We start from the raw sequence: 13721 nt of genomic DNA on the forward strand, positions 1-13721 counted from the left end.
CCCACACACAGCTACCCCACACACAGCTACAACCTCCCCACACCGCCGCTGCGGCCATAACACCCCTTTTGAGAATATTCATCAAAAGTACTTTTATTCTTTTCTCAATCATTTCCTCCTAACCCAGCTTTATGACATGCAAGAAAGAGATTTATGCAATTTAAAAAATTCAATCTAAAAAAATGTACCATGAGAAAATTTTAACGAACGCTCATTCAACTTAAAAAGGGGAAATGATCGTTCAAAATAGAACGCGTCCATTTTCATTGAGAATCTTGTAGACCAAGAATAAATGTAGCGACTCTAAGACAACAGCTCTTCTTGAAAGAGAGCCGTTTAGCATGAATAAAAGCGCTAACATTTCTTTCAAAGTTTTAAGGTTATTTTGTCAACAATACTTGTTAAAGTGAATTGATTGCGACAACCATGCAATACAATCACAATTGCTCTTTATAGACAGCAGAGTGATATGTGTTATTTATTGACAATCCTTACATATACGCTTTGTGTGAGACTTTTTTTGGGAAAAAAGGAGATTCTCTTGAATATAGCGATTATTTTAGGGACTGTGCGTACCCCTTCATTAACAAGAACTTTAGCCCGTTATTTAGCGGATTGCCTTGTAAAACGGAAAGTATCACCTCATTGGATTGATTTTCGTTCCATCCCCTTATCCGATAGCAGACCCAGATGATCATCATCAAACTGAGGCTCATTCAAATGCTGTGTTCCGTCAGTTTGTAAAAACCATCGCCGCCGCTCAAGGGGATTATTCTGGCAAGTCCCCTTTATCAAGGATCTTATTCAGGTGTTTTTAAAAATGCTCTTGATCATTTGACCTATAATGCTTTTTTAAATAAACCAGTTGGACTGATCTTTCATGGAAGCACAATCCAAAATGTGCACAACCGTGTGCGCATTTATTGCAGGTCAGTGCGCACGCCTTATGGTTACGGCACGTTAATGTCAAATAGCCTCTTCCAAAGAGGATTTTACCTCGGATGATGAAGGTCGTACTTGGAAAGTTATAAGTGAAGAAATACAAACCCGTTGTTAATTTCTAATGAAATCTGTATATTTTTAAAGCAACGCGTTTAAAGCAAAGGGGGGGGACATGAAAAAAAAGATACGCACTATCGTTATTTAGTGGTAGGGGGATGCTTGCTCCTTTGTGTCAATCACTAGAGCCCAAAGAAGTGATTATAGCGGGACGCTTTCTTTCCCATAAAATCCAGCTTGAGGCATTCCAAAAAAACAGTTGTGCGTACCCTTAGATTATGATTGTGCAACGTCAAAGGCACAATTTTTAGAAGCCGTGAGCCAATGGCATGGTCTAAAATATTGTATATTATGGCTTCATTCGTCAGCCTTTGCCTTTTCTTGCGCCTTAATTGAACAATTAGCTCTTTTTCCTAAACCACCCTGTATTCTTCATGTTTTTGGTTCCAACACTCATGATCAAATGATAACGGAATGCGCGCGCAAAAATAAGGTTGATTTCATATCCATCAAATTAGGACAAAAGACAACGTCAAAAGGCTCACGCTGGCTTACCCATCAGGAAATAAGCCAACAAATCCTAGAGGCTATAAAAAATCATATGATGAAACAAAACTTATAATCAATCTCTACTTTTTCTGAACCAAGCACACACCCCCTTGAGCTAACAGTTTAACGCTTTTACGATTTTACGTATTCACAGAAAACATGAGAGAGCTGATAAACATCAGAAGACTATTGATCATCTCCCTTCAAACAAAGGCAAACATTATTTGTTATAAGAAAAACAGGATCTCCCTCAAAACCATAAAGTAATGGTATGATCTAAAAGGGTGCCTCCATGCCATGAGTCCTATACGCACTTTTTCATTGCTGCGTCTTATTGCAACGGGACCGCCTTATAGTAAAAAACATTTGATAAAAGAAGCAGACAGCACCGCATATGCCCCTTATCTTCCTTATCTCTTCAGTGCCCCTCACCCCCTCCTCAAACCTCACCCTCCACACACGACTTTCCCCAAATTTCCCCCACACATTTTCAACCTTTACGCCCCCACACTTGCAACCTCTACCCATCTATTCGCGCCCTTTTTATCCAACCACATTCCCACATTCGGCATACTCTTGACCAAGCACACACCCCTAACATACAGTTACACGTTTTTACGATTTTGCTTATTCACAGAAAACAGCAACGAGCTAATAATCATCAGAAGACTATTGATCATCCCCCTTCAAACAAAGGCAAACGTAAAATGAAATCAACAACGTATGGCACCATACCCCTTACGGCCCCTCAAAACCATGAAGCAATGGTATGATCTAAAAGAATGCCTCCATGCCATGAGTCCTATACGCACTTTTTCAGCGCTGCGTTTAATTGCCGCGTAACCTTATAATACGATATCAAACGCTTGATAAAAGAAATATACAGGGCCACAATGGGTATTGTTAAAAACAAATCAAAAAGCCCCCCAGCAGAATCATCAAAAACACCGTGGCAGCTGCTGCCATCTCGTTATGCATTTTATCTTCTCCCTTTTATAAATTGATCGATTGGGGTGCTTTAGTCACTTCTTCCAATTGCTGAATCTTCTTTTTTAGCCGTGAGGTTAAAATTTCACGAAGGATGACAATAACAGGAACTGATGCCAAAATACATATCAATAAAACAACAAAATAAAAAAAGAAAATGGACATAGAGATAAATCTCTTTTCATCCATATCAACATTCACCTGGTTATAAAAAGTCACATAGACATAAACTTTGAAAACCATAAGGATGAAAGAGAGGCATGCGTGGATGACATAATCTTTATTGGAAAAAGAGAGCCATTTTTTTAACGAATGAGAACTTATCTTTGTGTCCAGCGCTAAATTTTGCTGCACGACCTCTTTAAGGCTTTTTTTAGAGAAACAAAAATGCTGCGGCTGTTCTTTTATCAAACGTCTCTGCTTCTTCACTTTGAAAATGAGCCTCAACCGCTTGATTAAACAATAATAAGACGCCACAATGATCATATTGACAAAAATGGCAAAAACCATCACGGTCTCTACAAAAAAACAGCCCAACGGCAGAAAAAAAATAAAAAGTGCAACCACCTCTTTTCTCATGGCCATCATCTCACCGATTGATCTTTAGCAACTTTGTTTCTTCTTCCAGTTTTTGTCTTATTTTTTCCAATTTGCGCTCTTTAAAATGACGAAGCCCCCAAAGGATTGGAAGCGGAGTCAGAATACAAAACCAAATCAATACCGGTAACAGAAAAATAAGAGAACCAATTTCCTCCCATCTTGTCCACTGCAACGGCTCTACCAAAGGTTTCGCACCCGCAGGGATTTCTAAAGCCATCATGATAAGGCCCGTGTAAAACATTGTGCAAAACATGATAAAAAAGGATCGCCCAATCATTTTATACCTTTCTCCCCTTTATAGCTTATCCCTGAAGATACTGTAGATTTTTTAAATGAAAAGAAAGTCTCTTCAACTGTTACGTTTTTCTCCTGCATTGATTCCCTCTGTTTTTTTATTTTTACGCGCTATTTTAAGGTTCAAGCGCTCTTTAATTTATCTAAACTATTTATTTTTCTCAATAATTTTTTTCATCAATCCCAATTTCTACATCCATATATCTTACTTCCCCGTCCTTGATATAAAGAATATGCGGACGAGCTTTTTTTCCATCAACCTCACAAATCGTATCCTTTTCATAAACCGTATATCCCTGTTGTCTTAATTCTTCTCGCTTCTCCTCGATCAAATTTTCGTAAACAAAGCGTCTTCTATTGCACAAATTTGGATCTGTCGCTCTAAAATAGTCATAACTCTCCACCTCGACGGAATAAGTCTTTGCCGCCTGTTGAAGTAAATCGTAACTAGGCTGCTTTGCCTTTTCTACTGCTTGAGCGATCACTATCGCGCGTTCCAGATGTTCTTCTTTAATGCTTGTCTCAAAACCCAGTCTCTCACCTTCCATAAAGCTTTTGTGATAAGCATGTAAAATTTCAACATCACCCAGCAAGGCTAGAACGGCAAGATAGCGCAGCGAATAAAGCGTTAACCGAGGATCAGCAACTTTGAGTTCTCAAGGAAGGGTGCGATATTGAGAGCGAAGCATATCGCCAAGATCAACATTGCCCATGGCCTTTTCTAAAGTTTTCTCAAGTGCATAGCGTAAACACCCCGCGCTTACCTTTTCTTCAAAAATTTCCAATCCCTTCAGATCAAAACTCAATTCGAGAGCAATCAAGCCTCCAGAATTATAAGGATCTATGGTTTGGCAAGCTGCCGCATGAATACCAGAAACCACCGCAATGGCACAATCAAATTGCGGATACTCTTTCTCAGCATTATAAAGAAACTGTACTTCACGATCTGGTAAAAAGAAGGTTGCCAAATGATCCCCTTTTTCGTCAATTTCTATCCTTCCCCCCAACTCTTTAAAAGCGCCGTTGCACTTTCCATCGTGACAATTTCCTCATCAGAAAAAGAAAATGCCTTAAACTCTTTTTCTTCAAATGACGGCTTCATCATTGCTGTTTCCCCAAGCGTCTCAAAGGCAACCGATTGTTCAAGAACGCGCCTTAATTCTTTTGTCACTTGGCAATATAATCTCACGCGCTTGAAAGTAGAATAATACAATGCCCAAATAAAAATCATACACACAGCAGAAAGCAGCGTGAAGAGAAGCAAGCCTGAACCCCATGAGAATAGGACAACGATATCTATATCTCTCATTTTCCCCTCTCCTTTATGCGCTTGTTTGTCGATACGACGCCGCTATCCGCTTCCAAATTGTTTGCTCCAACTGAGCAATCTTTTTTTCAACAAATACGTAAAAATAATACGGACAACAAAAACAATAGGGATCAATATAAAAATTAAATCTAATATAAACAGCAGGATAAAAAAGAGAACAGCCGCAACATCGGCTTCCCACCCTGTCAACTTCCACCCAAGCAGCAATGGGATGAAGAGAGCCGTTCTTAAAGCTGCAAGAATGAACGTCATACAAAAGATGACTTTATAATTTTTTCTTGTTAGAAATGCTTTTTCCAAAGAAAAAGCCCGTGACTCCTGATCCGATATTGAATTCCCCCCATTGTGCTTCATTGTTTATCCCTCATTGATCTAAAACTTAATCTATTCACACGATTGCCCACTTTCTATTTCACGATTGCCCAATTGTGAAGCTTTGGCTCTAAAATTCTGAGTGCTTTTTATTTTCCGAAATTAAGCCCCTTCTTTCTTAAAGACCCCTTCTTTCTTAAAGAAAAGTCAAAGCCCCCCCTCTTCATTTTTCTCCTTCATTTTCATGATAAAAGATTATCGAAGCTTTTTTCTGCTCAACCTTTTCTTCCAGGTGCCAGATCATTTTCTTCAATTGATGGGTTACGATAAACAGCATGATAAAAACAATGGGTAAGAATAAAAAAGTACAGGCAAGAATCCATGCCAGTGGCTCTAATATAGACATAGAAAATAAGTCCTTACCCTTCCATATCTTCACGATAACAGCGATCACTGTCGGAAATGTCACCATGACGATCGAAAGAGTGAATATTCTTTTATAGTCAGCCCAAACAAGAGAAAGTTGCTCTTTATCAAACACGCTGCCACTTTTCATTTTTGGGAAATCTGTTTTAATGTACTATCGCGTTCATTCAGCACACATTTCAGCTCTTTTTTCACGCGGCAATAAAGCCGCGCACGCTTGATAAACCGATAATAAATGACAACAATGGGCACCCATACTAAGGCATTTAAGAACGTAAATAACAGAATAGATGATTAATGTTATAAGACTAATGGTCATTTTATCTCCCCCTGCTATTTTTCATTTTGTGCATTCTGCATACGGATTGCCTGATCGCGCTGTTTGATCGCTTCATCCAACTTTGGAAGCGTTTCTTTTAATTTTCTGGTTAATTTTATGCTCATCATTGCAATGATGGGAACAACGAGCAGAATTCCTAACCATATCAAGTTCAAGATCAGCATGATAAAGACAATGCTATCACTCTTCCACCATACCAAATTTATGTTAGAAAAAGTAATTTGTAGAAGAAAAATAAGAATAAAGACAAAAAAGATTATTTTCCATTCTTTTGCATAAAGGAGCAGAGACTCTTTAAAATCAAGCAAGCGCATTTTTGCATCAAGGGTCTTATGTGCAAGATTCTGTCTTTTCATTTCTTCGCAGTCATTGCGCAACTGTTGTATGGCTTGCTTTTGTTGCGTCGTATTCTTTTTCAATTCTTGAGCGAGTTTAAAGGACACCCTCATATGCTTGACCAACAGGTAAGGAAGCCTGATAATGACCATAAACATTAAAATGGTAATGATGATGATCCCTAAAAGAGCCAAATATTTCATCATAACACTCTTTTTTTCTCTATTGCCTTGAAATGAAATCATCATTTTTACTTTCTGCTCAAGCAAATGTTTCTAATTTCTTCACTGTTTTTTTCACGCCACACTGAAGGAGACTATAGAGAATTAAAACGATAGGCAAAGCCACCACAATACACGACCAGACCCAAAACAGCAGCTGCACGACAAAGTCAATAACGTAAAGCAATAGAGGCGCATGATTGTGCAAAAAAATCGCAGATTTTGGGAGAAACGCCGCAAAAGCGATAAAACCTACGAAAAGCACCAACATAACGAAAGTGATCGAAAAAAGCATTCGATACTCTTCTCTTGAAAGTTCCAAAGATTTTTTAAAAGAAAGAGCACTGAAAGGTGTTGCAAGAGCTGTATTCTGTCCTCTACCCTCTGTCTGATAATGCTCTAAATTCTGCATTGCACTCTTTTTGAGTTTTCGCCGCATTTTCAATAACAAGACTGTCCATTTTATCAAAGAATAATTAAAGTGCCAAGACAATCTTCGCGGTAGAAAAGAGTACCGAAAGCAATGCAACACAAATAAAGATAGTGCCCCCTAGGCCTATCAACCATCCAATGATTAAAGAAGTGCTCACACGTTCCCCCCTATAGTCTTGTGTTGAGAGATTGGTTATCGAAAGGTTGCTGCTCTGACACTGTTTCCCATTGCTGCATCATTTCCTTCACATCCCGTTTCACCATGGCAAGAAAAATAGAAAAGAGTGGAAAAAAACACAAAAAGACTACCAAAAATCATTGACGGGATAAAACATACAAAAGTCCAAACACTCTTCCACTCCCCATCAGGCAATTGTTCAATGATAGGATTTTTAAGACTTTCTCGCATCGCTTCTTGAAAATTTTGTTGCTGCATTTCTTGCAGCTGTTCTTTAGAAATTTGAAAAATTTCCCAAGGCTTCATATAGACAGTCGCAGCAAAAAGCACCAATAAGAGGATAGCCAAGCAAAAAATGATGACATAATCCTTTGTGGAGAGAACCATCTGCTTTTTAAAAGCGGCCGATTGATCCAACACGGACTGTGAGACAAAAGCCTTCCCCTTACAGCTAGATGGCTGTTGTGATTGTTCTCTGATCATACGAATAGCCCCTCACATCTTAAATACCCACGCTTCAATATTTGATAACACACGGTCCAGCGTGGTGCGGCTCTTTAGCACTCTTTTTACCATAAAGAAAGCACTAATCATTCCTTATTAAATGTTTTTAAATTTCTTAAATACCTGACAACAAACACGCTCTCAACACTTATAAATCCAAACACCTCTTTTCCCTCTTGATTGATCACTCAACCCTAAAGGACACTGTTTCTAGCCCCCCAACAAGCAAAACTATTCAATTAAAAAAACATCCTCTGTGGAAATTTTACAGCTCCCCCTTCCCTCAAACCGTACGGATAACCCCAGTCATTTTCAACAATGCCGGTTGAATGCCACCGCTTTAACCCCGCCTCAACAATCCTTTAAAGATACAGCAAAGGTCAAGAAACGGACAACACCTTGATTGATAAAAAGTGTTCACTATTTTACAGGCTAAATGAGAACCCATGGGGAGCGTAAGATTATCCCGTTTTAAATCTGTTCCATAGTCAATCAACCCCAATAATTTCTCTTACCCATAACGAGTAGAGAGAGCTTATGGGTAGCGTGAGAATACAAGTAAAGATATATCCTTTTCATAAAGAGTTCCAAAAGCGGTAAAATGAGGGAGGGGTAGCAAATTTAAAGGAAGTGTCGGCTTACTCTTTTTATGAAACCTAAAGATGAGAGGACATGGTAGAGACGGCATAGGAAGTTTTATACTCTTCATCAAAGAGCTCCTTTTATCCTTCACGGACACCGTCACGAAATTGGGCTCAAAAACTTTAAAAACATGCCTCTTTCAAACAAATCCGTAAATGAGCAGTGCCAAGGTATGTGGTTTTAGGGTATTGGATTTGGAGCGCTCTGTTTGGAAGGAGCACGCCCCCATAAAGGAACAAAAGCAACAAAAACATGAGACAATAAGCCCCCCAATGTACTGACAGCATTCTAAAAATTTTTCTCATTTTTAAATTTATTCAATTAAGAAGAAATATCTCATATCTCTCAAGTCCTCCAGCTTTATAAAAGCCTCTCTTCATAAACACCCTTTAGGAATCTTCTTATAAAGCTTCTTTGGATATTGCATCACGCCATTAAAACGATATCCTCCCTTTTCATACTCATCCCCCAAACAGCAAAAGAATTTCTATACTTTATAAAGGAGATATAAGGGCAGCAAAAAAACCAGATCATTTGATCCTTCACAATTTATTTTGAGCCAACAAACGATATTTTAATTGAAAATAGAGAGCATTTTATGCTATAATGATAAGAGTGGATAAGTTTGTTTTACATTGTTCACTTCCCCTTCATCGTCTAAAATATCCTTTATAAAGGATTATAAAAAGAATAAGATAGGCTTAAACAGCACGATGGAAATCAGGCATCTTGATCCATCGTTCAAGAACAAAAACCTCCCCCCCCAATAAGAAAACCCAAGAGTAAACCAATGCCTTTTCAAAGGAAGAATTGAAAAATTTCTACAAAGTGCTCGTAAGAAAAAAGCCAAACAGCTTATGAGAAAATCAGGGGAGACAACCACAGAGAGCTTTATTTTCTCATTCACGTTTTGTCACATTTGACAAAATTTTTTTCACTTTTTCCAGAGACGTTGAGAAATCTATAGACAGCAAATCATTGGCTATTGATACGCAAAAGATAAAGATAAGCATGATGGGGGATACAATAAAAATGCTAGAAAATATCTTAAAGATATTTTTTTACGCCACAACATTGCTGTTCTTTACGCTTCAGGACTTTGTTTTTTTGCTCTGCAACAGCTCATAGCCGCACAATATTTTCTCTCCCAATATTTTTCTCTCCCTCGCCAGTATTATCTCCAAGTGTTTTTTACAATCCCTGTCCCCAAACAGCAGATAGTTTATTTCATTCAAATGGTAAGTTCATGAAAATAGGTAAAAAACGCGGAAGACCGAAAATAACAGGCAAACTCAGAGAGCCCAATAGCCGTATTTCCCGTGCCAAAGGCTCTCGCAAATCGGCACCTCAAACAGCAATTGAAATGCGTGCAAAACGCTTTGGTTTAAGCCTTGAAGAAGCGAAAAATCCACTTGTGGGAACCTATATTGGGCGCCTTTGTTTGCTTGGCTATAAAGGAGATCCATCCGGCATCAGTAAAGAGCAATATGATACAGCGCAACAATACTTGCAAATCAGAAACGACTTTTTATGTGCCAAAGGTTTACCAAACGGCTATTATGACGGCTTTAAGCATAGCACATCTGATGAGAAAGCAAAAAAGCAATGGGTTGAAAGAGCAACACAACACTATGAAGCGATGCAAGAAGCGATTAAAGAAGCACAATATCTGCATCGTCAACACAATTTTCATGCGGCATTACAATATCTTGTTAGTGAAGATCAGCCACTGCCACACCTTGTTGGCTCACTGCGCCTTATTCTTGATGCCCTGTATAAACATTTTGACTGTTCCAGCCAAAAGAGCATTCGCTAAAAACACCCCTCGTTGTCCCCCTTACAAAGAGCAAAGTTCGATAACCTACACGCCCGTTTGTAAAGCGCCCCTCTTCAGCCAAGCTGCACTTGAAATCCACAGAGAGCTCATCCTTTCATCCCAAATTTTTAGACCTAACAAACAAGCCTAAAAAGCCCCCACATCCTAAAAACACATCACAACCGTTCCCAAGAAACATACGCCCCATAACAAGACAATACGGACCATAATAAGACAACCGCCCTCATTGCCCTCTCTGTTTTAACAAGCCTCTCCCCTCATACACCTTTCTCAAAAAAACATTACTTTGCCGCATCAAAAAACTTTCCCATAGAAGACAACATATTTTGCCAGATACACCCAATCAATGCGCTTTTTGTACAGATTTGTTTCCGCGATAAAAAAGGAAAAATAATTGTTTTTCTGTTGACAGAAGATGAAAAATCGTATTTAATGATAGGTGCGGTAGAGGGGTGTTTGCGTCTAGATTTCATCATTAAATGTGTATGGTGTTATAAAATTGTGTATTTTATAACAATGTATGATATTGTATGAGGTTTTACTGTTTGAAGGGTTTAAAAGTTTACTTCAAAAATTAATTGTTTGAGAGTGTCTTTCGTCTTTTTTTAATGATCTTTCTTTTGCCTCACCCAAACCAGTCTTTTGAGATATTCAGAGAAAACAGGGTTCACGCCCCTCTTATAAAACACCCCCACAAAAATAATGCGCAAGATACAAACAGCAATAAGATGAACACAACTGTTTCTGTTGACATACAGTTCATTTTGAGCCCACAGACTCCACAAAGGATAAGGCTTTTAAACCCAAAGAAACGACGCTTTTCAAGCCAAGATGTACTTGGGATCCACAAACCTTGCCCCTTAAAGTTTTCCCATGTTATGCGTCATAAACAAACTTAAAAAGAGCCCCCACGCCCTTAAAAAATACTAAAAACATATCAAGAAGGCTTGCCGTATATCACAACACCTCAAAGGACAGTCTTTTAGAGCATAACTGTATTTTTCAGCATAGCAAGATAATTGATAGCAGAAGCTGAAGACGATCTTTTTTGGGGAAAAAATCTAAAGGGCATGCTTTTTAAAAAATAGGCCTTGTTGCTAAATGCCGATTGTAGATAATGTTATTTTTTCACACGGAGAACTATTGAAAAAAGGCTGTCATCTCTTCATTGAAATGAGCTATGAGATGGAAATAACTTACGTTGCACAATCCCTCAAATTCACTCCAATTTTTACAGATTTTACAGCTGTAAAAAATATGCAGATTTTTTAAAACGAGGAAAGATTCTGGTTTCAAAAATCTTTTTATAAAAACAGTTGAAAGGTGATTTCTTCCTTAATTTTCAAGAGACAAAGGCTTTTTTCACAACATCATTTGGTCAAAATGTAAGAAAATAATATTGCCGATCGATCATCAAAAGAAAGGTTAAGATGATGAAACCACAAGCTTCAAAAGACGCCTCCCCTCGTTACTCACCAACACAAGAAGGGGCAAGTGCACCAGAAGATCCGAGCGCAGATGCGTCCTTAGAAAATCTTGCGTCACATTTAGAACGGCTCAATATCGAAAAAATACAAAATACCCCCTTCAACCGTGCGGAATTAAGAGATATCATTGCAGGCTTAGAAAAGCATAATGCCGATGGAAGTTGGATCAAAAATTATTATGATATTTTAGATCTTTACATGATGCCGGCTTTAGTAGAACAGGCAAACCGTAAATATCCAGAGATGAATCTTAAACTGACAATCCCCCCTGAAGGCTTTGCCCTTGCGCTCAAAGAAACACTCGAGAAAGGTATCAAATCTTCCAGATTTATTGTTAATGCGCAAGATAGGGGCATTCATTTTGCGGTTGTTGACCATCAAACGGTTGATGGCAAAACATCTTTGATTTTTTTAGAGCCGACCTCACTGCGAGACACGCTTCCGGCATTACTCGCATTAAGGACACGGCAATCCCTTGAATATCAGCAATTTCCTCCTATTCATTTTGCCACGGCGGAAATGAATATTCAACGCAGTTCCTCTGAATGTGGAATGTTTAGCTTAAGCCTTGCCAAAAAGCTTTACCTTGAATCTCAAAAATTAGAAAGACTGCACCAAGATAATATTAAAGGCATAGTATGTGAACGTGGCACACCTTTACCGGCTGAAAAGTTAGATCCCTATCTTCCCGCTCGTTTATACAAACACGTGCAAGGGAGAAGACGTCTTGGAGAATATCTAAAATCAAATCCAGAAGCAGCCCATGAAACAGTCAACAAAAAAGGTGAAACGCTTGCCGAAAGATTTGAAAGAAGCTTAGTAGCCACAGAGAGAAAAATGGTCTCAATTTCACAACATAGGAAAAGAGCAACGGAATACAAATCTCTGATGATGTAATTGAAGACTTTTTTCCATATTTTTCTTTATAAAGAACGAGGCAATGCTGCTTTACGGTTAAAATTGCTCTCAAGCAAGGCGGCTTTTCTGTTTGTAAAACAAAATGTGCCTCTTAAAGAGAAACCGTTATTATTCTCTCAAAATAAGCCCCTTTTTAAAGCTTGTATTTTAAGACTTTGAAGAAAGAAAAAGCCCGCCAGAGTTTTGAAAAGCTCCGCCAGAATTTTCTTATAAAAGCCGCTGAAAAATGATTTTTTCTGCATTTTCAAGAGACAAAAGCTTTCTTTCAAAACATCATTTGGTCAGAATGTAAGAAAGTAAAAATTGCCGATCGATTATCAAGAGAAAGGTTAATATGATGAAACCACAAGCTTCAAAAGACGATTCTACTCGTTTATCACCAACACAAGAAGGGGCAAGTGCACAAGAAGATCCGAATAAATCCTTAGAAAGCCTTATTGCCCGTTTAGTGCAAACTTCCCTTCAAAAAGAAGAAGAAAATGTCGCCCCTCATTCTGAAGAATTAAAAGCGATTATTGCTGGCTTAGAAGATGATCTCGTCACAGGCCGTTGGCTCAATACTTATTGTGGAGATACCGATATTAGGCTCATGCCTGCTCTCGTCGAAAAAGCAAATCACAAATATCCGGAAATGAATCTGAAATTAGCTCTTACAGCAGAAGATCTTACCCACGCCATAAAAGAAACAATCAAAAGCGGCGCAAAATCTTCTCGATTTATCGTCAACATAGGGAGCAGAATTCATTTTGCGGTTGTTGATCATCAAACGGTTGATGACAAACTCTCTTTCATCATGTTTGAACCGACAACATTCCATAATATCACTGCTTGTAGACTAGGGATAAAAATCGATCAAACCCTTGCAAGTCTTCAACTACCTCCTTATTCTTTTGCCATGGCTGAAATGGATATTCAGCGAAGCTCTTCTGAATGCGGGATTTTTAGTTTGAGCCTCGCCAAAAAGCTTCATCTTGAATCTGATAAATTAACAAGAGTGCACCAAGATAATGTTCAAGGTGTATTATGTGAACCAAATGCTCCTTTACCGATTGAAAAGTTGGATACCTATCTTCCAACCAGTTTTTATAAACACGCACAGGGGAGAAGACATCTAGAACAATATTTAAAAGCCAATCCAGAAGCAGCGCATGAAAAAGTCAACAAAAAAGGTGAAACTTTAACCGAAAGATTTGAAAAAAACTTAAATGAAAAAGAGGAAAAAATCGTCTCTGTTTCCCCACACCAAAAAAGGATCAAGGAATACAAATCTTTGATGATGTAATTGAAGACTTTTTTCCCATATCCCCCTCATAAAGAACAAAACAACAC

The 13721-nt window shown here is 38.4% G+C and carries 17 protein-coding genes; 6 read left to right on the forward strand and 11 right to left on the reverse strand.

Annotated elements, in window-relative coordinates; all coding sequences use genetic code 11:
• Positions 1–541: 541 nt before the first annotated feature.
• From HWX04_RS08570 to HWX04_RS04595, 3 genes are all read left to right on the forward strand, one after another.
• The gene (locus tag HWX04_RS08570) at positions 542–694 is read left to right on the forward strand and encodes an NADPH-dependent FMN reductase (protein WP_175869031.1); all 153 of its coding nucleotides are present in this window, start codon (positions 542–544) and stop codon (positions 692–694) included.
• A gap of 80 nt (positions 695–774) precedes the next feature.
• A complete protein-coding gene (locus HWX04_RS08575) occupies positions 775–1005 on the forward strand; it encodes an NADPH-dependent FMN reductase (protein ID WP_246257458.1) in 231 nt (76 codons plus the stop codon).
• Between the two features lie 253 nt (positions 1006–1258).
• Positions 1259–1621: a Rossmann-fold NAD(P)-binding domain-containing protein gene (locus HWX04_RS04595; protein ID WP_246257429.1), complete on the forward strand. Its 363-nt coding sequence runs from the start codon at positions 1259–1261 to the stop codon at positions 1619–1621.
• Between the two features lie 920 nt (positions 1622–2541).
• On the opposite strand, the gene HWX04_RS04600 is transcribed toward HWX04_RS04595, so the two are convergent.
• The 11 genes from HWX04_RS04600 to HWX04_RS04640 all read right to left on the reverse strand — a co-directional run bounded on the left by HWX04_RS04600 (position 2542) and on the right by HWX04_RS04640 (position 7487).
• The gene (locus tag HWX04_RS04600; RefSeq protein WP_175869032.1) at positions 2542–3045 is read right to left on the reverse strand and encodes a hypothetical protein; all 504 of its coding nucleotides are present in this window, start codon (positions 3043–3045) and stop codon (positions 2542–2544) included.
• 79 nt (positions 3046–3124) lie between these two features.
• Positions 3125–3412: a hypothetical protein gene (locus tag HWX04_RS04605; protein ID WP_246257432.1), complete on the reverse strand. Its 288-nt coding sequence runs from the start codon at positions 3410–3412 to the stop codon at positions 3125–3127.
• A gap of 178 nt (positions 3413–3590) precedes the next feature.
• Positions 3591–4022 (reverse strand): DUF6990 domain-containing protein, encoded by a 432-nt coding sequence (locus HWX04_RS08580; protein ID WP_246257434.1) that lies wholly within the window; start codon positions 4020–4022, stop codon positions 3591–3593.
• A 63-nt stretch (positions 4023–4085) separates the two neighbouring features.
• Positions 4086–4397, reverse strand: a complete 312-nt coding sequence (locus HWX04_RS08585; RefSeq protein ID WP_246257436.1) for a hypothetical protein — start codon at positions 4395–4397, stop codon at positions 4086–4088.
• 23 nt (positions 4398–4420) lie between these two features.
• Complete coding sequence (locus HWX04_RS08590; protein WP_246257438.1) at positions 4421–4738, reverse strand: hypothetical protein; 318 nt, start codon at positions 4736–4738, stop codon at positions 4421–4423.
• A 42-nt stretch (positions 4739–4780) separates the two neighbouring features.
• Entirely contained in the window at positions 4781–5113 is a 333-nt protein-coding gene (locus HWX04_RS04615; protein WP_246257440.1) for a hypothetical protein, read from the reverse strand.
• A gap of 181 nt (positions 5114–5294) precedes the next feature.
• Positions 5295–5627 (reverse strand): hypothetical protein, encoded by a 333-nt coding sequence (locus HWX04_RS04620; RefSeq protein WP_246257442.1) that lies wholly within the window; start codon positions 5625–5627, stop codon positions 5295–5297.
• Positions 5628–5660: 33 nt separating this feature from the next.
• Complete coding sequence (locus tag HWX04_RS04625; RefSeq protein ID WP_175869033.1) at positions 5661–5816, reverse strand: hypothetical protein; 156 nt, start codon at positions 5814–5816, stop codon at positions 5661–5663.
• A gap of 14 nt (positions 5817–5830) precedes the next feature.
• Positions 5831–6421: a hypothetical protein gene (locus tag HWX04_RS04630; protein ID WP_246257444.1), complete on the reverse strand. Its 591-nt coding sequence runs from the start codon at positions 6419–6421 to the stop codon at positions 5831–5833.
• A gap of 13 nt (positions 6422–6434) precedes the next feature.
• Complete coding sequence (locus HWX04_RS04635; protein ID WP_246257448.1) at positions 6435–6806, reverse strand: hypothetical protein; 372 nt, start codon at positions 6804–6806, stop codon at positions 6435–6437.
• A gap of 213 nt (positions 6807–7019) precedes the next feature.
• The gene (locus HWX04_RS04640) at positions 7020–7487 is read right to left on the reverse strand and encodes a hypothetical protein (RefSeq protein ID WP_246257450.1); all 468 of its coding nucleotides are present in this window, start codon (positions 7485–7487) and stop codon (positions 7020–7022) included.
• Positions 7488–9396: 1909 nt separating this feature from the next.
• On the opposite strand from HWX04_RS04640, the gene HWX04_RS04645 reads away from it, so the two are divergent.
• The 3 genes from HWX04_RS04645 (at position 9397) to HWX04_RS04655 (ending at position 13674) form a co-directional block, all read left to right on the forward strand.
• Positions 9397–9966, forward strand: a complete 570-nt coding sequence (locus tag HWX04_RS04645) for a hypothetical protein (RefSeq protein ID WP_175869034.1) — start codon at positions 9397–9399, stop codon at positions 9964–9966.
• 1454 nt (positions 9967–11420) lie between these two features.
• Positions 11421–12371 (forward strand): YopJ/AvrA family T3SS effector serine/threonine acetyltransferase, encoded by a 951-nt coding sequence (locus HWX04_RS04650; RefSeq protein WP_175869056.1) that lies wholly within the window; start codon positions 11421–11423, stop codon positions 12369–12371.
• A gap of 358 nt (positions 12372–12729) precedes the next feature.
• Positions 12730–13674 carry a YopJ/AvrA family T3SS effector serine/threonine acetyltransferase gene (locus tag HWX04_RS04655; RefSeq protein ID WP_175869057.1) on the forward strand — a complete coding sequence of 315 codons (945 nt, stop codon included), beginning with the start codon at positions 12730–12732 and terminating at the stop codon, positions 13672–13674.
• Positions 13675–13721 lie beyond the last annotated feature (47 nt).

The organism is Bartonella gabonensis, assembly GCF_903679515.1.
GTDB classification, from domain to species: domain Bacteria; phylum Pseudomonadota; class Alphaproteobacteria; order Rhizobiales; family Rhizobiaceae; genus Bartonella; species Bartonella gabonensis.